The organism is uncultured Sulfitobacter sp., from assembly GCF_947500075.1.
Classification (GTDB): Bacteria; Pseudomonadota; Alphaproteobacteria; order Rhodobacterales; family Rhodobacteraceae; genus Sulfitobacter.
Map to the genome: position 1 here is coordinate 382,429 of NZ_CANMQS010000001.1, position 26,410 is coordinate 408,838.

Annotated in this window: 17 protein-coding genes; 6 read left to right on the top strand and 11 right to left on the bottom strand. The window is 60.0% G+C overall.

Features of this window, described 5'->3' with window-relative positions; all coding sequences use genetic code 11:
• Positions 1–29 precede the first annotated feature (29 nt).
• A complete protein-coding gene (locus Q1A91_RS01890; protein WP_299872029.1) occupies positions 30–2,078 on the top strand; it encodes an FAD-dependent oxidoreductase in 2,049 nt (682 codons plus the stop codon).
• A gap of 9 nt (positions 2,079–2,087) precedes the next feature.
• Here the strand turns inward: Q1A91_RS01890 and Q1A91_RS01895 are convergent, their stop codons facing one another.
• The 5 genes from Q1A91_RS01895 to Q1A91_RS01915 form a co-directional block, all read right to left on the bottom strand.
• The gene (locus tag Q1A91_RS01895; protein WP_299872031.1) at positions 2,088–2,333 is read right to left on the bottom strand and encodes a MoaD/ThiS family protein; all 246 of its coding nucleotides are present in this window, start codon (positions 2,331–2,333) and stop codon (positions 2,088–2,090) included.
• Complete coding sequence (locus tag Q1A91_RS01900) at positions 2,333–4,597, bottom strand: xanthine dehydrogenase family protein molybdopterin-binding subunit (RefSeq protein ID WP_299872033.1); 2,265 nt, start codon at positions 4,595–4,597, stop codon at positions 2,333–2,335. The genes Q1A91_RS01895 and Q1A91_RS01900 overlap by 1 nt, the downstream gene beginning before the upstream one ends.
• Entirely contained in the window at positions 4,594–5,076 is a 483-nt protein-coding gene (locus tag Q1A91_RS01905) for a (2Fe-2S)-binding protein (protein ID WP_299872036.1), read from the bottom strand. The genes Q1A91_RS01900 and Q1A91_RS01905 overlap by 4 nt, the downstream gene beginning before the upstream one ends.
• Entirely contained in the window at positions 5,073–5,969 is an 897-nt protein-coding gene (locus tag Q1A91_RS01910) for a xanthine dehydrogenase family protein subunit M (protein ID WP_299872039.1), read from the bottom strand. Before Q1A91_RS01910 ends, Q1A91_RS01905 begins: the two co-directional genes overlap by 4 nt.
• Before the next feature lie 304 nt (positions 5,970–6,273).
• Positions 6,274–11,292 (bottom strand): VCBS domain-containing protein, encoded by a 5,019-nt coding sequence (locus Q1A91_RS01915; RefSeq protein ID WP_299872043.1) that lies wholly within the window; start codon positions 11,290–11,292, stop codon positions 6,274–6,276.
• 470 nt (positions 11,293–11,762) lie between these two features.
• On the opposite strand from Q1A91_RS01915, the gene Q1A91_RS01920 reads away from it, so the two are divergent.
• The gene (locus Q1A91_RS01920) at positions 11,763–13,955 is read left to right on the top strand and encodes a CHASE2 domain-containing protein (protein ID WP_299872046.1); all 2,193 of its coding nucleotides are present in this window, start codon (positions 11,763–11,765) and stop codon (positions 13,953–13,955) included.
• 1 nt (position 13,956) lies between these two features.
• Here the strand turns inward: Q1A91_RS01920 and Q1A91_RS01925 are convergent, their stop codons facing one another.
• From Q1A91_RS01925 to Q1A91_RS01945, 5 genes are all read right to left on the bottom strand, one after another.
• On the bottom strand, positions 13,957–15,279 hold the full coding sequence (locus Q1A91_RS01925) for an HlyD family type I secretion periplasmic adaptor subunit (RefSeq protein WP_299872049.1): 1,323 nt from the start codon (positions 15,277–15,279) through the stop codon (positions 13,957–13,959).
• A gap of 3 nt (positions 15,280–15,282) precedes the next feature.
• Positions 15,283–17,469: a type I secretion system permease/ATPase gene (locus Q1A91_RS01930; RefSeq protein WP_299872052.1), complete on the bottom strand. Its 2,187-nt coding sequence runs from the start codon at positions 17,467–17,469 to the stop codon at positions 15,283–15,285.
• Positions 17,466–18,839 carry a TolC family protein gene (locus Q1A91_RS01935; protein ID WP_299872056.1) on the bottom strand — a complete coding sequence of 458 codons (1,374 nt, stop codon included), beginning with the start codon at positions 18,837–18,839 and terminating at the stop codon, positions 17,466–17,468. The genes Q1A91_RS01930 and Q1A91_RS01935 overlap by 4 nt, the downstream gene beginning before the upstream one ends.
• Positions 18,840–19,089: 250 nt before the next feature.
• Positions 19,090–19,470 carry a nuclear transport factor 2 family protein gene (locus Q1A91_RS01940; protein WP_299872059.1) on the bottom strand — a complete coding sequence of 127 codons (381 nt, stop codon included), beginning with the start codon at positions 19,468–19,470 and terminating at the stop codon, positions 19,090–19,092.
• 139 nt (positions 19,471–19,609) lie between these two features.
• Entirely contained in the window at positions 19,610–20,503 is an 894-nt protein-coding gene (locus Q1A91_RS01945; protein WP_299872062.1) for a LysR family transcriptional regulator, read from the bottom strand.
• A 99-nt stretch (positions 20,504–20,602) separates the two neighbouring features.
• Between Q1A91_RS01945 and Q1A91_RS01950 the strand changes: the two genes are divergently transcribed.
• The 4 genes from Q1A91_RS01950 (at position 20,603) to Q1A91_RS01965 (ending at position 25,109) form a co-directional block, all read left to right on the top strand.
• Positions 20,603–21,601: a TRAP transporter substrate-binding protein gene (locus Q1A91_RS01950; protein ID WP_299872064.1), complete on the top strand. Its 999-nt coding sequence runs from the start codon at positions 20,603–20,605 to the stop codon at positions 21,599–21,601.
• A 69-nt stretch (positions 21,602–21,670) separates the two neighbouring features.
• Complete coding sequence (locus tag Q1A91_RS01955; RefSeq protein ID WP_299872067.1) at positions 21,671–22,204, top strand: TRAP transporter small permease; 534 nt, start codon at positions 21,671–21,673, stop codon at positions 22,202–22,204.
• Positions 22,201–23,490, top strand: a complete 1,290-nt coding sequence (locus tag Q1A91_RS01960) for a TRAP transporter large permease (protein ID WP_299872070.1) — start codon at positions 22,201–22,203, stop codon at positions 23,488–23,490. The genes Q1A91_RS01955 and Q1A91_RS01960 overlap by 4 nt, the downstream gene beginning before the upstream one ends.
• An 11-nt stretch (positions 23,491–23,501) precedes the next feature.
• Entirely contained in the window at positions 23,502–25,109 is a 1,608-nt protein-coding gene (locus tag Q1A91_RS01965) for an amidohydrolase family protein (RefSeq protein WP_299872074.1), read from the top strand.
• On the opposite strand, the gene Q1A91_RS01970 is transcribed toward Q1A91_RS01965, so the two are convergent.
• Positions 25,106–26,371 carry an FAD-binding oxidoreductase gene (locus Q1A91_RS01970; RefSeq protein ID WP_299872077.1) on the bottom strand — a complete coding sequence of 422 codons (1,266 nt, stop codon included), beginning with the start codon at positions 26,369–26,371 and terminating at the stop codon, positions 25,106–25,108. The genes Q1A91_RS01965 and Q1A91_RS01970 overlap by 4 nt on opposite strands.
• Positions 26,372–26,410: the final 39 nt, after the last annotated feature.

Here is a 26,410-nt window from a genome sequence, read left to right on the forward strand (position 1 = left end):
CGCTCATACGCTTCTGAAGGAGCCATGACATGACCCGTGATCCCCGGTTTGATATCCTCTTTGAACCGGTCAGGATCGGGCCAGTGACCGCGCCAAACCGGTTCTACCAAGTGCCCCACTGCAACGGCATGGGCCGCAGTTATCCTTCGTCCATGACTGAGATGCGGCGCACCAAAGCCGAAGGTGGTTGGGGCGTCGTGACGACCGAAGAGGTGGAAATTCACCCCTCTGCCGATCACTCCCCCTGGATGGGCGGCAGGTTGTGGGACGACCGCGATGTGCCCGTGCTGGCCCGTATGTGTGAAGCGGTCCATGAATACGGCGCGCTTGTGGGGTGTGAATTGAACCACGCGGGCGCCATGGCGGCCAACCGTTACAGCCGGGACGTGCCCATGGCCCCCAGCCATACGCCCGTCGCGTTACACGACCCGGTTCAGGCCCGCGCGATGGATCTGTCCGACATCGCCAACCTGCGCCGCTGGCACCGCGAAGCCGCGATCCGCGCCCGTGATGCGGGGTTCGACATCATCTACGTCTACGCGGGACACCAGCTTTCCACGATCTCGCATTTCCTGTCACCCTACCGCAACCGCCGGTCCGACGCCTATGGCGGCAGCCTTGAGAACCGCGCGCGTCTGTTGCGTGAAGCGCTTGAAGACACGCGCGACGCTGTGGGTGACACCTGTGCCATCGCCATCCGCCTTTCCGTTGACGAGCTGATGGGGCCACAGGGCATCACCAGCGACGGCGACGGCCGCGAACTGGTGGAAATGCTGGCAGAGGTGCCAGACCTCTGGGACGTCAACATCAGCGGCTGGGAGAACGACAGCGCGACCTCGCGTTTCAAGGCCGCCGGGTATCAGGAAGACTACATCCGCTGGGTCAAAGGCGTGACCAGCAAGCCGGTGGTTGGCGTCGGGCGCTATACCTCTCCGGACACGATGGTGTCGCTGGTCAAAAACGGCGTGCTGGATTTCATCGGTGCCGCCCGCCCGTCCATCGCCGATCCCTTTCTGCCCAAAAAGATCGACGAGGGCCGGGTTGAGGACATCCGCGAGTGCATTGGCTGCAACATCTGCGTCTCCGGCGACAACATGTTCGTGCCCATCCGCTGCACCCAGAACCCGACCATGGGAGAGGAATGGCGCAAACGCTGGCATCCTGAAAGGATCGCCCCGCGCCACGCGGATGAAAGCGTTCTGATCGTCGGCGCTGGCCCGGCCGGGCTGGAAGCGGCACGCGCTCTTGGCCAACGCGGATACGCCGTCACGCTGGCGGATGGGGCAGAGGTTCTTGGCGGGCGGTTGATCACTGAACGTAGGTTGCCCGGCCTCTCGGAATGGGGCCGCGTTGTAGACCACCGCATCTGGCAGATCAGCCAGATGGCCAATGTCGAGACCTTTCTGGCCAGCGCGCTGACACCCGAAACCGTGCAGGAGTTTGCCGCTGACCATGTGGTCATTGCCACAGGAGCCAAGTGGGCCGCCGACGGCATTGGCCGCGAGAACCCGCGCGGGATTTCCATCGCCTCCCCGGCCCGCATTCTGACACCAGATGACATCATGGCAGGGGACCGCCCCGATGGCCCTGTGGTGATCTTTGATGACGATCATTTCTACATGGGCGGTCTGATGGCAGAGGTCTTGCGCAAGGATGGCATCGACGTGACCTTCGTCACCCCCGCCGCGCATGTGTCAGAATGGACCTACCAGACGTTGGAGCAACACAAGATTCAGTCCCGGCTGATGGAGATGGGTGTGAAGATCAAGCTGTCTCATAACCTCACACGGATCGCGCCCGGCAAGGTGACGCTCGCTTGTGGCTATTCGGGTGCGCAAGAGGATGTGGAGGCGGACAGCACGGTGTTGGTAACGATGCGCAATCCGGTGGACGCGCTCTATCAATCCCTCGCTCAGGCTGGGCTTCCTTCACTCACTCGGATTGGCGACTGCCTCGCCCCCGGCACGATCGCAGCTGCGGTTTACGCCGGTCACCGCTACGCCCGTGAAATCGGCGAGGGCGATATGCCCAATGTACCGTTCCGAAGGGAGTTGCCTCAGATCGCCGCGCAGGATTAGTCCGGCACGCTACCCGCCAGCAAGCCGCCGCATCAGGAAAACTTCAGCACCTTCGGGTATCTTCCGTGACCAGTCGTCGCGGTAGATGACACCATCCACCGCGACGGCCACGTCGTTCTTGATCGGACCGCTCAGGCCCGGATACCGCTCTTGCAGCTTGCGCAGCAATTCGCGAATGGTGTCCGCTTCAACAGTGAGGGTTTTCTGGTTCTCCGCCAGCGGCACCAACCCACCCCAAAGCGTCACCTGAACCATCAGCCACCCTTTGCCGCGTTCAAGGCCGCGAGGATGCGCGGAGGGGACACAGGCACATGCGACATCCGCACCCCAACCGCGTTGGAGACAGCGTTGGCAATCGCTGCAAGCGGCGGCACAATCGACGTCTCCCCCACCCCGCGCACACCGTAAGGGTGGTTCGGGTTCGGGATCTCAAGGATCTGTGTGTCGATCATCGGCAGATCAGAACAGACCGGCACCCGGTAATCCAGAAAGCCGGGGTTCTGCAAACGCCCATCCGCGCCGTAGACATATTCCTCGTTCAACGCCCAGCCGATGCCCTGCGCCGCACCACCCTGATACTGTCCTTCCACATAAGACGGATGCACGGCCTTGCCCGCATCCTGAATGACAGTGTATCGCACAACGCTGCTTGCTCCGGTTTCCGGGTCCACTTCGATATCGCAGATGTGCGTCGCAAAGGACACGCCAGCGCCGTCCGCCACCAGTTCACTGTGACCTGCAATTGGGCCACCGGTGTTGCCAGCCTCCGCCGCGATCTCCGCCACGGAAAGCGGAGACAGGTTGCCATACTTGGAACCTGCGGCCTTGGCATGCCCCTCTTCCCAATAGACATCCTCAACCGGGATATCCCACATCAGCGCCGCGCGGTTGCGCATCACGTCGATTGCATTTCGGGCCGCCGAAATCGTCGCCATGGAGGACGAAAACGTGCCGCGGCTACCATCCGTCATGTCATTGTAGCCCAGCGTCGAGGTATCGGCGATGACGGCTTTCACGTCCGAATAGGCAATGCCCAACTCCTCAGCCGCGATCAGGGACAGCGACGCGCGCGACCCGCCCACATCAACCGTGCCGACAGCAATGGTGACAGTGCCATCCGCGCCGACGTTGAGGTCGGTACAGGTCTGTCCCCCAAAGTTGAACCAGAACCCACAGGCCATGCCCCGGCCCTGATTTTTACCCAGAGACGCGCTCATGTGCGGATGCGCCTTGGCGGCATCCAGAGTAGGTCCGATCCCGATGGGGCCATAAACCGGCCCATACGAAGACCTGCTGCCCTCTTGTGCCGCATTCTTGATGCGGAAATCGACCGGATCCATGCCAATCTGATGGGCCAGTTCATCCACAGCACTCTCAACCGCGAATGCCGCCATCGGCGCCGAAGGCGCGCGGTAAGCGGCAACCTTGGGACGGTTCACCAGCACCTCAAGACCCACTGTCTTGACGTTTTCCAGATCGTAGCAGGCAAAAGACGTCATCGCACCAATCTCGGCCCAGTCGCCGGGATAGGGGCCGCCGGAGTAGCGCAGCGTGGCCATACCGGCAGTGATCCTGCCATCTTTGGTCGCACCAATCTTTATGTCGATTGATGTGGCACTCGTCGGGCCAGAGGCGCGAAACACCTCTTCGCGCGACATCACCAGTTTCACCGGCCGGCCGGCCTTGCGCGACAGGGCCAGCGCCACAGGCTCTGCCCAGACGTGGGTCTTGCCGCCAAAGCCACCACCAATCTCGGAGGAGGTGACGCGCAGTTTCGACACCTCCAGCCCCAGCAGATCCGCGCAGTTCTGGCGGTAAACAAAATGGCCCTGGGTACAGACCCAAAGCTCTGCCGTGCCGTCCGAATTGCAGTTGGCCACACAGGCGTGTGGCTCAATGTAGCCCTGATGGGTTTGCTCTGTCTTGTAGGAGCGTTCGACGATGAAATCCGCCTGCGCAAAACCAGCGTCGACGTCGCCGTGTCCAAACTCAGCCCGGTTCGACAGGTTTGAGGGTGCGGTGGGCGCGGGTTCAACGCCGCCAGTGAACACCGCCTCGTTCAGGACCGGCGCGTCTGGTGTGATGGCCAGATCAACATCGACGACATGGGGCAGAACCTCATATTCAATGTCGATCCGCTTCAACGCTTCACGCGCGGCATGCGCATCAATCGCCGCGACCGCTGCAACCGCGTGCCCGTCGTACAGCGCCTTTTCGCGGGCCATGCAGTTGTCCAGAATGTTGTAAAGGTCCTGATCCCCGTTCGTCAGATCAGGCAGGTCATCCGCCGTCACAACCGCTTTCACGCCTTTGACCGCCTCAGCACGGCTTGTGTCGATGGACACGATACGCGCATGGGCATGCGGACTGCGCAGCACACGGCCCACCAATTGGCCCGGCATGTTGAAATCAGCGCCATAGCGCGCGCGCCCGGTAACCTTGTCCACCCCGTCGGGGCGTTCGGGACGGGTGCCAACGGATTTGAGCTTTTGCTCGTGATATGTCGCGTCGAAACTCATGCCTCTTCTCCCCTCATTTCCAATGCTGCATCCTGCACCGCGCGCACGATCTTGTCATAGCCGGTGCAGCGGCAGAGGTTGCCCGCCAGCCAGAACCTGATCTCTGTCTCAGTCGGATCCGGGTTCTGGTCCAGCAACGCCTTGGCCGCGACCAGAAAACCCGGTGTGCAGATTCCGCATTGCAAGGCGGCATGTTCGATGAACTTGCGTTGCAGCGGATGCAGTTCACTGCCGTCCGCCATACCTTCAATGGTCTCAATGCTGCTGCCTTGCGCTTCGGCCCCCAGAACGAGGCAGGAACACACAATGCGCCCATCCATCATGGTGCTGCACGCACCGCAATCGCCGGTGCCGCAGCCTTCCTTGGCGCCCATCAGCCCCAAACGGTTACGCAGAACATCCAGCAGGGTCTCATCCGGTTTGCACAGAAATTCAACCTCATCGCCGTTGATCGTGGTGGATACTGGAATAGAACTCATGACGTGCCTCCTGCCCGGTCAAATGCAATGCGCGCCGCGCGGCGCGCCAGCACGCCCGCGACCTGTTTGCGAAACGCGATGGTGCCGCGTTTGTCATCAATCGGATTGCACATCGCGGAACATTGCGCCGCCAGTGTTTCCAACACGCTGTCCTCCAGCGTGGTGCCGACCAGCGTCTGTGCGGCATCTTCCGCCAACAAGACCGTCGGAGCTACCGCCCCCAGCGCGACCCGCGCGGTATCGACCTTGCCCGCCGCATCCAGCGTCAGGTTCACCGCGACACCGACAACCGCGATGTCCATTTCCGTGCGCGGAATGAACCGCAAATACGCATCCCCTGACCCGGCGGCACGCTTGGCCAGCACAATCGCCTCAATGATCTCGCCCTTCAGCAACGATGTCTTGCCCGGTGCCGCCGGGATATCCTCAACAGCGACCATCCGCGTGCCACCCGGCCCCGCGACCTTTGCCTGTGCGCCTGCGGCAACCAAGGCAGGCACACTGTCTGCCGCTGGAGAGGCATTGCACAGATTACCCGCCATCGTGCACCGGCCCTGAATCTGCGTGGAGCCGATCAGATTCGCGGCCTCCACCACACCGGGCCAGGCCGCGCTCAACGCTGCATGCTCGGCCAAAGCCGCGCACGGCACTGCCGCACCGATCACAAAGGCGTCGTCCGTTTCAACGACGCTGCCCATGCCATCGATGGATTTGATGTCGATCACCAGATCCGCGTCGAAATCATCATTCTTCATCCGGACCAACAAATCCGTCCCCCCGGCAAGGACAAACGCGGTTCCCTGCGCCTCAGCGAGCAGGCTTGTGGCATCATTGAGTGTTTCAGGCCGTTCATAGCGCACTGGCGGCATCCTTCTTGCGAGAAATCCTGTCATTCTGAATCCAATGACTGAACAGAGGATCAGCCATTTTGGGGGCAATCTGCAAGCAAATAACCCGCCCCCCTCGCGCAACTTGCACAGGAAAAGACGCGGATCACGCCATTGGCTGCCTTCAGGTTGGTAGCGCGTGTTCCGGAAGTCTTTCGGTGTTCGCTGAATGCCTGTCGAAAAACCGTCGAAAAGCTCTGCAAGTTCGGCAACCCGAGCCAAAGGTGATCCTGCTGATACCCAGCGCAGATTGCAGCCAGAGAGGGTCACGCCAAACTGTCGATAGACAACAGTGATGCGGCCGCCGCCGTCAGGCGACAGTCACGGCAACCTCTACTTCCGCATCTATCGACAGCGTCGCCAGCAAGGCACCGTTGCCAAAGTACTGATAGATTTCCATTTCCGTCCCGTTGGCATCCGTTACCGTAACGCCATCGGCCAACTGGAATTCCGTTGTGGCGGTATTCTCCAGCACGACGGCGTCATCCGCATCCCCAAAGAGGGAGACATTGGCCACAGCGGATGTCCCCAACAGATCCGCAATCTCCAGATCCCCCGAACCGGACAGATCGAACACATCCCCCAAGGAGACAATGTCAAACGTGTTTGCCTGCGCATTGTCCATGTCGATCACTTCAATACCGCTCAGATCCAACATGGGAAGCAGATCACCATCGATGCTGCCGCCGATCCCGACGACTTCCAGCACATCACGGCCCGCACCACCTTCCACGCGCTCTCCGGTCGTCGTTGGGGCATTGGACAGCAAGATCCGATCATCGCCAGCGCCTGCCAGAATGGTGTCCTGCCCGGACCCGCCATTCAGCGTGTCGTCCCCTCCAAAGCCAATGATCAGGTCATTGCCGCCCCCACCTAGCAAGCGATCGCCCTCCCCGCTGCCAAAGAGCAGGTCACTTTCGGACTGCCCATCCAGCGTCTGCGCGGTATCCGCGATGCCCAGCACTTCGGTTGAGAAAAGCTCGATCTCCGACGTGTTTTCGTCCCCATCAAGGTCAAACTGTGCAGTGGCGCTGAACCGGTTGTTTTCGCCCAGCAGCAGGTAGATGTCCGCGATCTCTGCCAGTGCCACTTCATATTCCAGCGACTGCGTCGCGAATGTGGGGCTGTCTTCGGTCGCAATGACCTGTGCAGGGCCGCCATCGACTTCCAGCGTGAGCGTGAAATCGGTCAGGACCGGGTTAAAGACGGGCGAGGCTTCCAATGCCGTGGTCAACTGGCTGGGCTCGGCAAGGAAGGTCGGTGCGCTTCCTGCAAGCTCCGTCAACTCGGGCGGCGGGTTTTCGGTGTCATATTCCGCGCCAATGCCGAAAGCCTCGATCAGAACAGTGTAGCCATCGCCGCCATCGGTTCTGAGGTCTTCTGAAATGGCCTGCCATCCCTGATTTGCAGGCAAGTCCGGCGGTACAGTTGGCTGTCCATCTGTGATAAAGAACAGATAGTTGGTATCCGCACTTCCCGTGCCGTTCTGCGTGTCAAAGAAGTCCTGCGCATCTGCCAGGGCCCGGTCCCAACGGGTGCTGCCGCTCTCATAGCTGTTGACCAGGGTTGAGCGGGCAATGTCGAAGTCCTGCAATTCGACCGGCGCATAGGCAATTGTGGTTGTGGCGTAGGTAATGATCTGCACCACCACCTCTGTTGACGCCCCTTCGAAGGATTGGGCCAGCGTATCGAGCGCATCAAGCACCGCATCGACCTGATCTTCCCAACCCGACCGGCCAATACTGCCGGACCTGTCCATTGCGATGGACAGATTGATCGTATTGGTTTCCGCCTGAGCCGTTGTGATGGCGACGCTGCCACCCGCAGCCGTGTCAGTGGGCACAATGTTAATGTCCAGCGTTGCCGAGCGGCCATCATCGGCTCCGCCTTCTTCGCTTTCCACTTCCACCTCGACGCGCGCGGTCGAGACGCCGCCGTCAGCATCCGTGACGGTGTAGTCAAACCGGTCGACACCCTGAAAACCGGCATCGGGCGTGTATTCAAAACTGCCATCCGCATTGACCGTCACCGCACCTGCCGCGGGGCCATTCGAACCCAGCGCAAAGATCAGGTCTGTGGGCGCGGTTTCTGCGTCAGTGGCGGTCAATTGGCCAAGGACGGAGGTGTCTTGCACTGTCTCGATGATGCTGGTGGCGGACACGATTGGGGATTGGTTTGTGCCTGCGACCTCAATGGTTACAGTCTGACCAACCTCAGCGCCCTGGCCATCGCTGACAAAGACATCAAAGGTCTCTGTGGCGGTTTCTCCAACAGACAAACCTTCCGCCGCGCTGCTGAGCGTATAGGTCCATGTGCCACCTTCGGTGATTTCAAATATGCCGTAGGTGCCCGCCTCGCCACCGCGCCATGTCAAGACTGCGCCCACGTCGGGATCCGTGGCGGTCAATTGCCCCGTGACAGAGGAAATGTCCGTGCTTTCGGTCAGGAATCCGGACGCATCATCAGCGGTACTGGTCAGAGATGGGGCATCGTTGGTCCCCGTGATCGTCACGGTGACTTCCTGCTCGGTCCCATCTTCGGTGCGCAGGGTGAAACTGTCAGTGAGCGGCGCACTTGTGGCGCTCAGCGCATCGACCGCGGCGTTTGCGTTGTCAAGCGTATAGGTCCACAGACCCGCTGCGGTGACGGCAAAGGTGCCAAAGCCCGCCGCTGTCACAGCACCCGGCGCCACCACCTGAAACGCGTTGTCTGCATTGTCAGCATCTGCGCTGGTCAGCACGCCGGTGATAAAGTCGACACTTGCGTCTTCCGCAAGTGTCCCGATTGCTGCGCCTGCAACCACGGCACCGTCATTCGCGCCGGTGATCGTGATGCTGACCTCTTGGGCCGTGCCATCTTCGCTGCGCACGATAAAACTGTCTGTCAGTGCTGCACTTGTCGGACCCAACGCATTCACCTCGGCATTGGTATTGTCCAGCGTATAGGTCCACAGCCCTGCCGCCGTGACGGCAAAGCTGCCGTAGCCCGCTGATGTCTCCGCACCGGGCGCGACGGCCTGAAAGGCGTTGTTGGCGTTATCCGCGTCCGTGCTTGTCAGCAGGCCAGTGACAAACTCCACTGCCGCATCTTCCGCAATCGTACCGTTGGAGACACCCGCAATCAGCGCACCATCATTGGCACCTGTGATCGTGACCGTCACCTCCTGCGCGGTTCCGTCTTCCGTCAAAACGACAAAACTGTCGGTCAGCGGCGCGCTGGAGGGAGCCAACGCATTCACGTCAGCATTGGCGTTATCCAGCGTATAGGTCCAAAGCCCTGCTGCCGTGACAGCATAGGTGCCGTATCCAGCCGAGGTCTCCGCACCGGGGGCGACGGCCTGAAAGGCGTTGTCGGCATTGTCGGGGTCCGCACTGGTCAACAGGCCGCTGACAAGATTCGTTCCGGCATCCTCCGCAATCACAGCCGACGCCACGCCGCTAACTTCTGCGCCATCATTGGTGCCGGTGATCGTAACGGTCACCTGCTGGGTGTCCGTCGTGCCCGCCGTGTCCGTCACGATCGCAAGGAACTGTTCCGTCTCAATGGCCCCCACGCCCAGTCCGTCAGCCGCACCGGGGGTGAGTGTATATGACCAATCGCCCCCCGCTGTGATCTCAAACGTGCCATAAGTGCCAGTAGCCGAACCGCTCCACGTCAGGGTATCGCCCACATCCGCATCCGTAGCGATCAGACTGCCCGTGACCGGGTCTGTCGCATCCTCGGTCACATCACCTGCAACGACGCTGCCCGTCTCCACAACGACCGGCACATCATTGCTGCCGTCAACCTGTACCGTGACCAAAGCGACCGCACTTGCACCACCGGGGTCCGTCACCCGGACAGAGAACGCATCGGTGCCGCTGTAATCCGGATCAGGCCGGTAATTGTAGGTACCATCTTCGAGGATCACCACGCCCCCATGCGCCGCAGGGTCCTCCAGCGTGTAGGTCAGCGCATCGCCATCCACATCCGTCGCAGTCAGCGTGCCGGTTAACGTGCCGTCTTCGGCCACTGTCGCAGCGGCGTCTGCAAACTCCGGCGCATCGTTTACAGGTTCCAGTTCAATGAAAATCGTACCACTGGTGTCGATCTCATTTCCATCGGTTACCTGATAGGTGAATTGATCCTGCCCGTTGAAATTGGGGGAGGGCACATATTCAAATTGCCCGTCGGGCGTCACAGTTGCGGTCCCGTTCTGCGGATCATCAAGAAGCGCGAACTCCAGCGTGGTCACATCCACTTCACCATCAAGCGCAATCTCGCCTGAGATGACGCCTTCCGTCGGGTCTTCCAAACCTGTGACAACAGTGTCAGGCGGCAGAAACTCTTCTTCCAGCCGCAGACGCCCCTCATCAAAGGGGACATCATCTGCATCCTGTTGGTCGAATTCAGGTGCGTCACCGGGGTCAATGCCTTCCGGCTCATCAATGGAATCCAGTTCCAGACCGTTCCCCGGACCACTGCCCACACCATCGCTGTCCCGTTCGCTGCGAGTTTCACCGAAAGACACGAACGTCTCTCCCGCATCCACACGTGCAAGCGCGCTGCGATAGGCACCAACAGCTTCCGCGATCAGCAGGTTATCATCCGCATCATCCTGCAAGGATCGTGAGACCTCAAACGCCTCCCCGGACGCCGTCAGTATCCACTTGCTGTCGGTTCCTGTGATGTTGGTCACCACGTTGCCATCTACATCCAGCAACAGGATTTCGCCGACGCTGCCATCCGGGTCACGTGTCAGGCTCACTTCCGTGGTGAGCACGCCATCAATCGTCTGAACTTCGGCGATGACCGTTGTGCCGCGGATGCCCATCGTGGCAGACGGTGTGCTGACATCCATACCGCCCGTCTTGGCAACCTGCCCTGCGATGAAAACGAACCCGCCCTGGACAAGATTGAAACCACCGGAGTTCGCGTTGCTTTGTGGATCGTAGATGAGATTGTCGATGATCATCCGCGAATTCGAAGTAAGCGAAAAGATCGTGCCATCGACAAACGTGACAGAAACCGTGGAGTCAGCCGCTGTCTGGATGACATCATTTGCGAAAATCTTGACGCCAACACCGAGGTCTTCAACGGTGCCATCAGCCCGCTGCACAGAGCTGGTGCCGTCAACCGTCTCCACTTGACCAATCGCCTCTGCCGCTGTGGGAGCCGAAGCCTGCGCGTATTGCCCCGGTGCCAGAGGGCCCGCAAGCCGGGACACGGCTGCCCCGTTGAGCATCGCGCCATTTGGCGCATAGATATCTGCTGGCGTCTCAGTGCTGAAGTAGTCCGGGACGCGCAAAGCGTCCTCCCCTTCGCTCAACAAGCGAAGATCGTTCCCCATGCGCTGAAATTGCGCACCGAAAAGCTGTTTTGCGTGTGGAACGACAAGGCGCCCGTCAGCGCCAGGTTCGATGGAAACCCAATTCGTTCCATCATCAGATGGGATCTGTGAAAAGAGCGACACGGTAAAATTCCTAAAAATCAGAACTTACAACACATTGTCATTTTTGGGGCGGATTTTCGCTGACTTGTGGTCCATTGAGTCAAAAAACTAGGCAAAATGCACCCATAGATTGAAGTTTTGCCGATAACCTCCCCACCCTCGCAACAGGAACGGCTCCTGAGATGTGAAATTCCTGAATTTGTGCGACAGTGTGATTCGGCATTTGAGACGCCGCAGACGAGGTGCGCCGGATCAACCGTGTCAGCCTTCGAGGCCATACTGGCAAAAAGGAACGTATGGGAGATTGGTTTTCCAAATGGGTCGGATGGGTCCGGGTTGTTGCTATCTTCGGATTGCTTTGTGGGTTGGTGATCAGGATCGCGGATCCTGCACCCGTGGCCGGACTGCGCAACGCGACTTTTGACTTCTATCACCAGTCAAAACCGCGCGACTTTGCCCCCCTCCCCGTCGCCATTCTGGACATTGATGACCGCAGCCTCGCGGAAATCGGGCAATGGCCATGGCCGCGCACGCGGGTCGCGGAGATGGTGCAAAAGGCCACGCAGGCAGGCGCAGTGGCGATTGCCTTCGACATTGTGTTTTCGGAGCCAGACCGCCTGTCTGCCGAACAAATCGTCGCCGACAATCCCGAGATGCCACCCGATCTGGGCGCACAATTGCTGGAACTGCCAAGCAACGATGATATCCTGGCGGAAGCGTTCCGGTCAGCGCGTGTGATCGTTGGTCAAACCAGCGTGCGCACCGCGTCAGGCAACAGCGATGTCAAGCGCGACATGGTTGATGTGCCCCATGCGCTGATTGGGCCTAATCCGATGCCGTTTCTGCTTCAGTTCCCCGATGCCGTGCAAAACCTGCCCCAACTCGAAGCGGCGGCGTCGGGGCATGGCATGTTTACCGCGCGCCCTGACCCTGATGGCGTCTACCGGCGTGTGCCCATCGTGATGAGCGTGCAGGGTGAAATTCGGCTTGGCCTGACCCCTGAATTGTTGCGCATCGCAACCGGCGGCCAGGCTTTTGCCGTGCGCACCAATGAGGCTGGCATCGAAGGGGTGGTCGTTGCCGGCCAGCTTGTCAGCACCGCGCGGGACGGCACGCTCTGGCCCTACCTGACCCCCTCTTCGCCGTCGCGCTACATCTCAGCTTCGGACCTCATCGCAGGGCGCATGCCCGAGGGGCGGCTGGCCAATCATCTGGTGCTGGTCGGCACGTCCGCCATCGGGTTGGAAGACTTCCGCGCCACCCCGCTGGGGGTCGCCATGGCTGGTGTAGAGATCCACGCGCAAGTGCTTGAAAACATTCTGTCTCAAACCGCGTTGAGCCGCCCGAACTACACCATCGCAATTGAGTTGATGTCGACGCTGGTCTTGTGTCTGCTGGTCATCATCTTTGCACCAAACATCACCGCGCGCTGGCTGATATCAGGCGCATTGCTGCTGCTGGTCGGCTATGCCGCCACGTCCTACTACATGTTCCACAGCAGCCGCGTGCTGCTCGACCTCAGCTTTCCGGCCATTGCGACCATTTCCACGATCATGCTGATGGCCACGGTCAACTACCTGCGGGAGGAACGACGGCGCCGGGAGATCCGCAATGCCTTCGGGCGCTATGTCTCACCTGACCTGGTCGCCCAGCTTGGTGCCAACAAGGGAGGGCTTTCCCTGGGTGGTGAGACCCGCAACCTGACTCTGTTGTTCAGTGATGTGCGTGGCTTCACAGCCATCGCGGAGGACTTCAAGGATGATCCGACCGGGCTGACAACCCTGATGAACCAATTCCTGACGATCCTGTCCAATGGCATCCTGGACTATGAAGGCACCATCGACAAATTTATGGGCGATGCGGTCATGGCGTTCTGGAATGCGCCGCTGGACAATGATGACCACGCCCGCGCCGCCTGCAAGGCAGCGCTCCGGATGATCTCAGACGTTGATGCCTTCAACAAACGCCGGCTGGCCGAGGCGCGCCTGGCCCGGATGAAACGCGCCAAATCGGGGGCGGCAAACATTGCCACCCCCACCAAGGTCCATACGATCAACGTCGGTATCGGCATCAACACGGGCAATTGCGTTGTCGGCAACATGGGGACCAAAACCCGGTTCGACTACACAGCCCTGGGAGATCCGGTCAACGTCGCCTCCCGGCTGGAGGGGCAATCAAGGTATTATGGGGCGAGCATCATTCTGGGCGCCAGTACGGCTGCCGAAGCAATGGAGGACTTTGCGCTCATCGAACTCGATACCGTGCGCGTTGTCGGCAAAGAGCTTCCGGAGAACATCTTCGCCCTGGTGGGCGACAAGGAGCTGCGCGACACGCCGGCTTTTCAGAAGGCCTTCGCGCTGAATGCGGAAATGCAAACCGCCTACCACGCACAGGACTGGGATGGGGTTGAGGCCGGATTGCCAGAGATCGAAAAACTGTTTCAGGAGCTGAAGCTCGGAATGGGTCAATATGCAGCGCTGTTTCGGGACCGCGTGGCGGCCATGCGGGCAGACCCGCCGCCGCCCGATTGGGACGGTGTGTTCGCCTCCACCAAGAAGTGATCTACCGTTCGCGCAAAGCCTCTGACTGCGCCCGCAGGATCGGCTTTGCCAGATAGGACAGCACGGTTTTTTGTCCGGTCTGGATATCCACCGATGCAATCATGCCGGAGGTGATTGGCAGCGGATTGTCCGCACTGCCCAGATAGGACCTGTCGGTCCGGATCACGACGCGAAAGAACTCGGTCCCGTCGGGTCGCTGGATCGTGTCGGCACCGATGCGCACCACCTCTCCCTCCATCGCGCCGTAGACAAGATAATCATAGGCCGTGATCTTGACCGATGCGGGCTCACCCAAGCGCACGAAGGCAATGTCACGCGGTCCCAGATCTGCTTCAATCAGCAGACTGTCGTCAATCGGCACAATATCCACCAAAGCCGCACCCGGCTGGACAACCGCGCCAAGCGTTGTCGTGTGGATGGTGTTCACCGTCCCGCGCACCGGCGCGCGCAACTGCGCGCGGGTGACCCGGTCATTGGCAGCGCGCAGCGTTTCCTGCACGACCGCCAGTTCAAGCTGCAACTTCGCCAGCCGCTGCCGCGCCGCCAGCACATAAGCAGACCGTGTCGCTTCGATCTGGCTTTCCACTTCGGAAATCGCGGCTTTGATCCGCGGTTCCGCAGCCAGACTGACCGCGATATCCCCGGACAGCTCTGCCAATCGTGATTGCAACCGCAGCAGTTCAATTCTGGGCACAACACCGCGATCCACCATGCCTTTGGTCAGCTCAGCCTCTTCACTGAGCGGCGCAATCACGGCCGCAGTTTTGGCCCGCTGTGCCCGCGATTCCGCCAGAGCACTGCGCTGCTGGACCAATTGCGCATCCAGCACCTCCAACTCCCGCACAAGCTGATCCCGCCGGGACACGAAGACCTCCTGCTCCGCCGCCGTGGCGCGCGGGTTTCGGTCAACAAGTTCATCCCGAAAGGTCAGCTCAGGCGCAAATTCCGCCTCTGCCCGCAACCGCGCAGCTTCGGCCGCTATGGCAGAGGATTGCTCCCGCAACTCCCCCTGTTCGGAGGCAAACCGGGTGTCATCGATCTGCATCAGCACATCGCCCGCCTCCACGATGTCGCCTTCCCGGACCATCACGGCACTGACGATCCCCCCTTCAAGGCTCTGCACCACCTGCACCTGTTGAGAGGGGATTACCCGGCCTGTCGCGCGCGCGGATTCCTCAATCTCATAGAGCGCCGCCCAAGCCAGAAACGCCCCCAACCCCAGCGCGATCACCAACAACAAGGCCCAAGAAAAACGGTCCTTCAGCGCCACAGGTGCGGCGTTGATGCTGTTGGCGAAATCATCCTCTATCCGGTTTCCGAACATGGCCTATCCCGCCGCCTTCTGGGTGCTGGCGACACGCAGCTTGTTCAAGACCTCACCGCGCGGCCCATCAAGCACAACGCGCCCCTGATCCATCACCAGCAACCGGGTGGTCATCGCCGCCAGCGTCTGGCGGTGGGTGCAGATGATCAGCCCGGTGCCTTCGTTGTTCAGCTCCCGCAGACGGGCGATGACCGTCGCTTCCATCTGTTGGTCCATCGCATTTGTCGGCTCATCCAGAAACAGCAAACGCGGCCTGCGCAGGATCAACCGCGCCAGCGCAATCCCCTGCCGTTGGCCGCCGGAAAGTTTGCTGCCCTGATCGCCCAGGAACATGTCCAACCCTTCAGGCGATTGTTCAACAAAACTGTCCATCGCCGCGAAATAGAGCGCGCGACGCAGCGCCTCATCGCTGGCGTTCGCGTCCCCGATCATCAGGTTTTCCCGCAAGGTGCCCGTAAATAGATCCGGGTTCTGCGGCAGATAGCCAATGCCCCGCCGCAGATCAGCGGGTTCATAGTGTTTCTGGGCGATCCCGTCGATCAGGATGGTGCCACTGTCCGGCTGCAACAGCCCTGCGATAACCTTGCCCGTTGTGGTCTTGCCCGACCCCACCTTGCCAAGCACAGCAATAGACGCGCCGGCCTCACATTCGAAACTGAGGTTGTTCAACGCGGGCTGCTGGGCATCTGGATAGGTCAGGCAGACGTCGCGCAGGGAAACCGCCCCTTCGACCACATGAGTCGTGCGTTTGACCGCGTCCCCCTGCTCCACCGGCAGCGCCATGAAACGGTTGAGCGCTGCAAGGGATTTGAACGCATATTGCGCGCGAAAGATCGTTTGCGCGATCGTGCCAAGCGGCGCCAGCACGCGGCCCGCCAGGATATTCGCCGCAATCAATCCGCCGATGGTAATCTCCCCGCGGGAGACCAGAAAGACGCCCCAGACGATGATCCCGACGCTGACCGCCTGTTGCACCAGCATCGTGCCGTTGGTGGCAACGCCCGACCAGAACTTTGTCCGCCCGTTGATGTGGGACGACGCTGTGACAGCGGTTTCCCATTCGCGTTGCATGAACGGTTCGGCGTTCAGGCTCTTGATGGTCTCAATGCTCGCCAACGACTCCACCAACACCACATGCCGCTTCGTCGCCATCTGCTGCGCCTGCGCGGCAGAGCGCCCCAGCGGGATCTGCGCGATCAGTGCCAGCAACAAAACAACCGGCACCGCCGCCAGCGGGACAAAGGCAATCGGACCCACAATCGCAAACAGCGCCGCCACGAAAATGCCGATGAACATCAGGTCGATCAGCGACACAAAGGTGGCAGAGGCAAAGAACTCCCGCACCATTTCAAAGTCCCGGATCGTGCTGGCGATCCCCGCAGCCCCACCGCGCCGCGACAGCAAGCGCACCTGCATGGCCTGCTCAAACAACCGTGCTGCGACTTTCAGATCGACCCGCCGGCCAATGTTCTCCAGGATGTTGGAGCGTACCGTGCGCAACACCAGATCAAGCGCCAGCGCGATGCCCACGCCGATGGCCAGCGTCCACAGCGTGACAAAAGCAAGGTTTGGAATAACCTTGTCATAGACGTTCATCACGAACAGCGGCAGCGCCAGCGTCAGCAGGTTCAGAAGCAGCGCGGCCAATAGCACCTGCACCCAGTTGCCCCAATTCGCACGCACCGGTGCCCAGAACCAATGCCCCTTCTGTGAGCCAAGCGACTTTGTGTCAGGGGACAACATCCGGCTGGCACGGTCGTCGGCCTGCGTGACAAGCAGGACTTCGGACAGCACCTCGCGCTTTAGGTCGCGCTTGGCCAGCGTCCGCGTCTCGCCTGCCTGTGCCGGGTCAACGACGCGGGCATCGCCATTGGGCGATCCAATCGCCGTGAGGACAAGCGGCGTGCCCGCCTTGCGCAAGACGATGTAGGGCAGTGCAATCTGATCGATCTTGTGTGGTGCGCGTTTGACCAGTTGAGACTTCAATCCGATGGCAGCCAGCGCGCGGGACATCATCACCGGATCGGTCAGATCCGCTCCGGCAGGCAGGCGCGATGCGACAGCAGCGGCCGAATAGGGTCTGTTGAAGTATTGTGCAAACCAGGCGACCACACCGTACCCCGGCGCGTCCTCTCCCGAAGGGCTCGGGGGCGACACTGCCGATCCGGCGGTGTCGGGCGCGGCTGTCATTTCAGCGGCTCAATGGTAACGTCAAAAACCCCGGTCGGGTTGTTCTTTGCACGGGCCTGAAAGTTCGGCTCCATCGTGATCTCGCTGTTGCGGACACCAAAGTGCTGGGCCAATGCACTGCCCGCCGCCAGAACCCGGTATGACCCAAAGGCCAGGCCCGCGTCCGAACTTACCTTCTGAAACTCCACATTGAAACGCGCGCGTTCCACTTCCAGCACATCCAAAAGCGTGCGCTTGGCCGCTGCGAACTCATCCGCATAGACCTCAACGATCAGCCCGTTGATCCGCAACTGACGTTTGAGCATTGCATTGCGCTCTGCTGTTGAATGGTAGTTGTTCCACGACAGAGCCGCCAATTCAGCCACCTCACGCACGGCCACCGCGCGTTCGGACAAGGCGCGCTGGGTGTGCTGGGCATAGGCGTTCCGCGCGGCTTTGCGCCCGCCTTGGTACAGCGTCCAGCGCATCCCGACACCAAGGTATTCATCCGTTCGACTGCCGCGTAAACCGTTGCGGTTGATGTCGCGGGTGACGCCGGCGTTCAGGGTCAGTTTTGGCCGGGCTTCGGACAATCCCACTTCCGCCTCGAACTGGCTCTGGTCAATCTGGGTTTGCGCGAACTTGACGCGGTAACTGTTCTTGATGGCTTTCTGGGTCAGCGCATCGAGGGATCTTGGCACCGGTCCCAATTGCAGATGCATCTTCGGTCCCGGCGCGCGGCCGATCACGCGCTTGTAGCGTGCCTCCGCATCCCTGAGCCCCCGTTGCACATCGGCCAGCGCCAGTTTTGCAAAGCTGATCCTGTCATCGATGGTCAGCGCATCACTGCTGGGCAACCGCCCGCTGTCGACCAGATCCCGCACCTGCCGCGCAATCCGCTGATGTGTGGCAACATTGCGCCGGGCCACCTGTATGAGCGACCGATGGCGGATCACATCAATGTAGGCTTCGGCAGCATTGAGCGCCATCGTCTCGGATGCATCCAGCATCCGGAAGATGTTGCCATCCACCCGTGCCGCATTGGCGTAGACCAGATTTGCGCGGCGATACCCGTCAAAAAGCACAACGCTGGCGTTGACGCCGATTTGCGCGCGGTCGCCGACCCGGTTGTTGTCTGCAGGTGACAAAAATGCAGGGTCATCCACCCGCTGCCACCCGGCTTCGCCAAACACCTCAACCTTCGGCAGGTACTCCCGGCGCAGCTCCATCAACTCAAACGCGCTGGCCTGCGTCTCCGCCTGGGTGGCCTTCAACGCCGGATTTGATGTCAGGGCGTACTGAACCGCTTGCTTCAGCGTTTCAGCCTGCGCAGACGCGCCCACCCCAAGGCTCACGCCGCAAAAAAGCAGCACTTCAACAAATTTCTTCACGACCCCAGTCCCCGAGCAGAAAAATCAAGTTCAAAAACAATATGAGCGAAGGTTAGCCGACGTTATGTTTTATTCAAAACGCTTTCTGATCAGCGCGATGAAATGCAACCAGAGCGTCCATGGCTTTCGCACAGGTTGTGGATCTGCTGGGGTGACGCAAAGCCGGTCGGGCGGATGCCCCGTTGCATTTGCTTTGCGACCCAATCAGCCGGTCAGGCACCAGTCAACGGGCATTCTGTCAGCTTCCGCATCATGCGTTCAGCGTATTTGCACCTGCCATATAGACAGCCACCGCCGAAAACTTACCATTTCTGACGTCGAAGAAGTTGCAGTTGGACTTTCGTGTGATCGTGCCATCATGCTCTGTGTTTTCAACCCTGAACCTTGCAGCAATCCTCCCGACGTCGGGATCAGCCACATAGGTGAAATCGAGATGGCGCACCGCCTCATGATTTCTCCAAAGCCGTTCAAGCATCGCCCCAATCGCGTCATGCCCTTCAAGCCGGACACCATGGGTTTCGACAGAAAACACGCAATCATCGGCAAGTGTCGCAAGAACACCGCTGAGATCTTCGCGATCCACCGCCGCAAAGTACCGCAATACCAGTTGGACCTGGTCTTCCTTGCTCATGTTCACAGCGCTTGCCCCCCTTTCATTGTATGCGACCCCGTCACTCTGACAGCCGGTTCACCCGCAGACGAACACATCACAGGGGCCAAAGCGAGGTGAACCGCAACACGACAGATGCAGCGCCCCGATCTGTTGCCTTTTACGCATCGCGCATGGAAACCCTGAAAAAGGAAACGAAGCTGTCTTTTGCGACACTGTTCCTGTCGGTGCGCCAGACGGCAATCGTGTCCAGCCTGTCGCTGACATCTTCAATCGGAATGACCCGCAACCCGGCGGGCAAACCATCAGCGACCGTTTCGGTCAGCACCGCGATACCAATGCCGCATGCCACCAGCCTTTGGATATCGGATATTGTCAGACCCTCTTGCACAACAAGCGGTTCAAACCCTTCCCGCCGGAACAGGGGGGCGACATATGAATAGAAATGCTGCCAATGATCCCTGTCGCCCTGAATCATCGGCTCATCAGACAATTCCGCCAGTTTGATGGACGCCCGCCCAGACAGCGGATGACCATCATAGACCACGCAGACAAAGCGCTCGCTTTGGACGCGCAAGCTCTCAAGCCCCGCGCGGGAAACGGTGCCTGTCGCCAATCCAACATCGATTGTGCCATCCGCAAGCTGGCTGAACTGTTCTGACGTGACCGAATGCGTCAAAAGCAGTGTGACGTCTGGGTGCTCCACCTGAAAAGCCTTGAGCAGCCTTGGCAGACAGCCGTTCATGGCATTGTCTGTATATCCGATCCGCAGTGTCCCGATGTTGCCGCCGTGGACCCGAATGGCGTCTTCGACAATCCGTTGGGTCCGCCCCAGAACATCCTTGCAGCCCCCCAGAAACGACTTGCCTGCCTCCGTCAATTCCACGCGCCGGTTGGTGCGGTCCAGCAGTGTCACCCCCAGCTCACTTTCGAGGTTCTTGATCGTCCGGCTCAACGCGGGCTGGGCAACACCGAGCTTCTTGGCAGCACGATGAAAATGCAGGTCTTCGGCAACGGCGGCAAAGCATCGGAAGTGACGAAGATCGAGAGCCATGATACCCAAATTCTATCAATGGAGATGATTTTGATATTATACTCGACAAAACGCATGTGCCAAGCTTCCAGCAAAACGACAACCAACTGGGAGAAAGCAATGACATTCCTAAACCTGAAAACAGCGCTTGCATCGGCTGCTTTGGTCGGCGTCACCGCAACTTCGGCGTTAGCTGCGGACATCACGATGAACTTGGGCTTTGGCGCGCCAGAGGAATCGCTCTACGGCCGTTTCGGCAAGATCTTTGAGGAAAAGGCCGAAGAATACACCAACGGCTCGGTCGATGTGAAACTGCGCTGCTGTAACCAGATCAGCTCCGAAGACGAAGCCTTCAAGGCCATGCAGCTTGGCACGGTCGATGGCTTCTTCATCACATCAAACAACGTCTCCCCGCATTGGTCGCTGATGGATGTGACCGTTCTGCCCTACATCTTCCAAAGCGCAAAGCACCTTGAAGACGTCGTTGACGGTGAAGTTGGCGACTTCATGAAAGCCAAACTACAGGAAGACACATCCGTCCATCTGCTGAGCTTTGGCCCCGCGCTGTACCGTGACTTCTTCAATTCCGTGCGTCCGATCAACACTATGGCGGACATGGACGGCTTGAAAATCCGCGTCCCCAAGAACGAAGTGATGCTGGCCACATTTGAGGCGTTCGGCGCAAACCCCGTGCCCCTGGCTTGGTCAGAAACACCAACGGCGCTTCAGACCGGCACGGTTGATGGCGGTGACAACGGCACTTCGTTCATCCGCGACATGAAGTTCTATGAGTTCGAAAAGCACCTTGTCGTGCTGGAGCATTTCGTTGCGATGGCCCCGCTTTTTGCCTCTGACAATTTCATGAAGAAACTCAGCGATGAGCAGCGCGAGCAGATCCTGCGCGCGGCAACAGATGCCGGCATCGAGATGCGCGCACAGGTGGCGAATGAAACGGCCGAAGTGCGCCAGTGGCTGGTCGAAGAAGGCGGCATGGCCATGACAACGCCAGAGCGCGGCGACTTCGTGGAAGCAGGCAAGAAAGTGCAGAACGAGTTTGCTGAAAAGCGCGGTGCCGCGTTCATCGAGCTGGTTCAGAAAATTCAGGCGGCTGCCAACTGAGGCCACCCTCAAGGGGGGCGTTCGCGCCTCCCTTTCTTACTTCTCCTCACATGAATTCAGGAGCCGGGCATGGGTGCGGTACGCTGGCTGGAACGCCACTTTGAGGAACTGATCTGCTGCACCTGTCTGGTGATCATTTCAGTCGCGGTCATCAGCCAGGTCGCCGCGCGCTACATTTTTGAGATCGCGCTGCACTGGACCGAGGAAACAGCCGCCATCGCAATGGTCTGGGCCGTCTATTCCGGCGCGTCCCTCTGTGTCAGGGAGCGTTTCCACATTCGCATCATGGTGGCCGTCCAATCGCTGCCCGTAAAGTTCGGCAAATACGTCATCTTTCTTGCAGATTTTGTCTGGGCGGGCTTCTGTCTGTTCATGCTGCGGGTCAGCTGGGACTACCTCCATATCTTCTGGCGGTTCACAGAAACCAGCCCGAGCCTGGGCATCAACCAGTTTTATCCTCAGACCATTCTCTTCATCGGGTACGGCGCGATGTTGCTGCGCCTTCTTCAGACCTACGTGATCTGGTTTCGCGACGGACAGACTGGCCTGCCCGGTGAGTTGGACGAATCCGGTGATCTCCACGACGAAGAGTTGCACCTATGAGCCCCCTCGCCATTCTCGGGATAACCTTCGTTATCCTGACCATCATGGGTGTGCCTCTTTTTGTGGCTGTCGGTGTCACCACTGCGGTCGGCATCTACATGATCGACATCCCCTACACGCTGCTCGCGCAGACCGGATATGGGAGCCTGACGCCCTTCCCCCTGTTGACCATTCCCCTGTTCGTTCTGGCCGGGCGACTGATGGAAGTCGGCGGCATGGCGACCCGCATGATCGGCATCGCCACAACGCTGGTGGGCGCCTATCGCGGTTCAATGGGACTGGTTACGGTCTTTGCCTGCATGCTGTTTGCCGCACTTTCAGGCTCTGGCCCCGCGACAACGGCGGCAATCGGGTCGGTCACGGTGCCTGCAATGAAACGCGATGGCTATGATGTGCCGTTTGCAGCGGGCATCACTGCGGCAGGCGGCGCATTGGGCAGCCTTATCCCGCCCTCCAACCTCCTGATCATCTACGGTCTGGTCTCCGACACCTCGATCCCCCGGCTGTTCCTCGCTGGTATTCTGCCCGGTATCGTGATCACCGGGCTCTTGATGATCACCACCTACATCATCGCCCGCCGCCGCGGGTATGGGGGCACGGGCGAGCCGTTTTCATGGGGACCGTTCCTGCGGGCGGCATGGGATGGCAAGTGGTCCATTGGCGCACCGGTGCTGATCCTTGGCGGCATCTACGGTGGGGCGTTCACCCCGTCCGAGGCCGCAGGCGTGGCCGTTTTCTATTCGCTCGTGGTCGGCCTGTTTGTCTACCGCGAACTGACGTTGAAAAAGATCATCGAAGCGCTGCGCTTTACCGCATTGTTGACCGGGATCCTGATCATCATCGCACCCACGCTGGCCTTTGGTCAGTTGACGGCGTTCTACGATGTCCCGACCGCAGTACAGGAAGGCATCACCTCGATCACGGATAACAAATACCTGATCCTGATCATGGTCGGCATCTTCTACATCTTCATCGGGACCTTCATGGAAAGCCTTGCGCAGATCGTTCTGTTCACAGCCGTCTTCCTGCCGCTGATGCTGTCTCTGGGCGTTGATCCGGTGATGTTCGGCATCTTCACCGTCATCACCTGCGAGATCGGCTTTCTGACACCACCACTTGGCGGCAACCTTTCGGTTGCGGCGCGCATATCGGGCATCTCGATTGAACGGATATCCGTCGCGGTTCTGCCTTTCATTCTGGCCTATATCATCGGCCTGTTGATCCTGATCGCCTTCCCGGAGATGGCGGTTCTACTTCCAAACTGGCTCTACGGGCCTGCCTTATAGGAGGATGCAAGATGTATGATCTGGTTCTCAAGAATGGCGAAATCTTTGATGGCACCGGAGCGGACAGCTTCGTCGGGGATGTCGCCATCAAAGACGGGCTGATCGCGGCAGTTGAGCCAAGCGGGACAATCAAACACGGAGACGCGGCGGAAGTCATCGATGTGGCGGGGCTTGTCGTCTCACCGGGATTCATTGACATGCACACCCATTCGGATTTCACGCTGATCGCAGACGGACGCGCCGAAAGCCAGGTGCATCAGGGGGTCACGACCGAGGTCATCGGCCAATGCGGTGCAAGCTGTGCACCGGTCAATTCCAGCGACGACATTCGCCGTGTCGCGCCCTGGTACACAGCCGCAGCAAAGCACGACACCTGGCTGGGGTTCGGGGACTACCTTGATGTTCTGGATACAACTGAACTGGGCGTCAACGTGATGGCTTTCGTTGGCCATGGCACCATTCACCGCGCTGTTCTGGGCGGAGAGTTGCACCCCGGTGAGGCAGATGATGTCAAGGAAATGGCGCGCCTTGTTGACAAGTGCATGGATGAAGGCGCGGGCGGGTTTTCATCCGGGCTGGAGTATTTTCCGGGTATCCTTGCCGCGCCAGAGCATCTGGTGCCCCTGTGCGAAGTGGCGGCGAAATACAAACGCCTCTACGCGACCCACGTCCGCAACCGCGATACGCATTACGACCTTGGCTTTGCCGAAGCGATTGCGACCGCCCGCCAATCCGGCGCGAAACTTCAGATCAGCCATATCCAGCCGAAATTCGGCGCGCCCGACTACGCCATGGAGCATACGCTGGAGATGATCGAACTGGCGCGCCGCCATGACACCGACATCGCTTTTGACGTGATCCCGCACGACTGGAACCACACGCTCATGGCAGCAATCCTGCCGAAATGGGCGCAGGCGGGCAGCATCGACGATGTGCTGGAACGGCTCGACAATCCGGAAATGCGCGAGAAGATCAAGGCAAACCCACAACCGATGTGGTTGATTGTGAAGGCAGAGAAATGGTCTGACATCGTCTTGCTGAACGCCACACACAACAAGGATATCGTTGGTACCGATTTTGCCGAGATCGGGCGCATGCGCAATTGCCATCCCTATGACGCCGTGCTCGATATTTTGCTGGAAGAAGGACAGGACATGATGTCCTGCATGTGGACATCACGCTCCTTCCGCGATGAGGACGTGGACCTGTGTCTGAACCAGCCCGAATGCGCCGTCATCTCGGACACCGTTGCAACGGCGAACGAAGGTGTGTTGAAAGATCATCTCGGCTCCCTCACCGGCTATGGGTGGGCGGCCAGATTCCTGCAATACTACGTACGGGACAGGGGCATCCTGTCCCTCTCCGAAGGGCTGGCCAAGCTCACCTCGGTCCCCGCAGCGCGGCTGGGCCTGAATGGACGCGGCGCTTTGAAAGTCGGCTGCCACGCAGACGTCTGTGTCTTTGACCGGGTCAACATCGCCAGCAATGCAACAGCCAAGAACCCGCGGGGCTATGCCTCCGGCATTTGTCATGTGCTGGTCAACGGCAAGATGGCGATGCGGGACGGGGTGCGCATGCCGATCAATGCAGGCCAGGTGATCCGCGAATTTGCAGCCTAGAAGCGATCTGGGCCATAGGAGCTGATATCAATGCGCGGGGTACGGTCCCGGACAAGGTCGCTGATCACCAGGGCCGAAGTTGAGGCCTGCGTCAGCCCCCAATGCCCGTGCCCGAAATTGTGAAAGACGTTTTGAAAATGCGGATCGGGTCCAAGGCAGGGCAGCGAATCCGCCGTCAGCGGGCGTGCCCCGGTGAAGCTCAGCATGTCAGTGTAGGAGAACACCCCAAACAGGTGCTGCACCTTTCGGGTGAGCGTGGCAATCATCGCATCGGCCTTGCCGCCCCCACCCAGTTGAAGCAAGCCGGAGACCCGCAACCCCGACTTTGACGGCGTGACTGCAATGCCGTCGCTCTGCAACAGAAGTGGCGCTGTCACCTGAACCGAGGGGTTTGTGAAGGTAACGGACGCGCCCCAGGCAGGGATCATCTGCACCTTGTGCCCTAACTGCGCGGCCAATGCTCTTGATCCCGCACCGGCACATAGAACGATGGCATCCGCCGCATGGGACGCGCCGTCATCGGTGGTTATGGATGTGACGCGCTGGCCCACGGTTTCAAAACCGGCAACCGACTGCGCGATAAATCTGCCGCCCAGCGCCTCCACAGCGGCGCGCAAACATTGCTGCAACCCTATCGGGTCAAGCACATGCCCTGCCGCATTGACCCGCACACCACCTGCGACATCACAGGCAAGCGGCGGCAGAATTGCTTTCATCTCACCCGCATCGAGCTCTGACAAATCCATGCCAAAGCTGCGGCGCAGCGCATTCCCCGCCGCATCGGCCCGCCGCTGTTCAGGGGTGGCGTAGAAAAACAGACACCCGTTTTGCTCAAACATCTGACGGGCTTCCGGCAAGCCCTCCAACAGGCTTTGCCACGCGTCCCACCCGCGCAATCCCAGATTTGCCAGCCCCGCAGAACTCTTCTGCCTTGGTATGCTGCGTCCTGACAGCACGCTCCGCGCGACATATCCGGCAAGGTTGCGTGGCCACGGATACGACACCCGCAATGGCCCATCCCGGTTCAGCAAATGCCCCGGAACACGGGGCCACAGGCGGGAACTGGCCCAGGGAATGACGCTGGACCCCCCGATGATACCTGCTGTCGCAGAAGAAGCACGCCGCTCAATCGGGCCTTGATCAATGACGGTGACCTGCCCCCCGTCGCGCGCCAGGGCATATGCGGACGCAAGCCCGACGATCCCACCACCGACGAGGAGCGTGGATTTTGGTTCAGGCCCCTTGCTCTGCTCTTTGTCCATCACGGCTCCACCTGCTCGTGGCACATCCGGTGTCAAGCC

Excerpts from the sequence above, each read along its gene's own strand:
- Q1A91_RS01890 (WP_299872029.1), top strand. The coding sequence starts at position 30 with ATGACCCGTGATCCCCGGTTTGATATCCTCTTTGAACCGGTCAGGATC.
- Q1A91_RS01895 (WP_299872031.1), bottom strand. The coding sequence starts at position 2,333 with ATGGTTCAGGTGACGCTTTGGGGTGGGTTGGTGCCGCTGGCGGAGAAC.
- Q1A91_RS01900 (WP_299872033.1), bottom strand. The coding sequence starts at position 4,597 with ATGAGTTTCGACGCGACATATCACGAGCAAAAGCTCAAATCCGTTGGC.
- Q1A91_RS01905 (WP_299872036.1), bottom strand. The coding sequence starts at position 5,076 with ATGAGTTCTATTCCAGTATCCACCACGATCAACGGCGATGAGGTTGAA.
- Q1A91_RS01910 (WP_299872039.1), bottom strand. The coding sequence starts at position 5,969 with ATGACAGGATTTCTCGCAAGAAGGATGCCGCCAGTGCGCTATGAACGG.
- Q1A91_RS01915 (WP_299872043.1), bottom strand. The coding sequence starts at position 11,292 with ATGGGGAACGATCTTCGCTTGTTGAGCGAAGGGGAGGACGCTTTGCGC.
- Q1A91_RS01925 (WP_299872049.1), bottom strand. The coding sequence starts at position 15,279 with ATGTTCGGAAACCGGATAGAGGATGATTTCGCCAACAGCATCAACGCC.
- Q1A91_RS01930 (WP_299872052.1), bottom strand. The coding sequence starts at position 17,469 with ATGACAGCCGCGCCCGACACCGCCGGATCGGCAGTGTCGCCCCCGAGC.
- Q1A91_RS01940 (WP_299872059.1), bottom strand. The coding sequence starts at position 19,470 with ATGAGCAAGGAAGACCAGGTCCAACTGGTATTGCGGTACTTTGCGGCG.
- Q1A91_RS01945 (WP_299872062.1), bottom strand. The coding sequence starts at position 20,503 with ATGGCTCTCGATCTTCGTCACTTCCGATGCTTTGCCGCCGTTGCCGAA.
- Q1A91_RS01950 (WP_299872064.1), top strand. The coding sequence starts at position 20,603 with ATGACATTCCTAAACCTGAAAACAGCGCTTGCATCGGCTGCTTTGGTC.
- Q1A91_RS01955 (WP_299872067.1), top strand. The coding sequence starts at position 21,671 with ATGGGTGCGGTACGCTGGCTGGAACGCCACTTTGAGGAACTGATCTGC.
- Q1A91_RS01960 (WP_299872070.1), top strand. The coding sequence starts at position 22,201 with ATGAGCCCCCTCGCCATTCTCGGGATAACCTTCGTTATCCTGACCATC.
- Q1A91_RS01965 (WP_299872074.1), top strand. The coding sequence starts at position 23,502 with ATGTATGATCTGGTTCTCAAGAATGGCGAAATCTTTGATGGCACCGGA.
- Q1A91_RS01970 (WP_299872077.1), bottom strand. The coding sequence starts at position 26,371 with ATGGACAAAGAGCAGAGCAAGGGGCCTGAACCAAAATCCACGCTCCTC.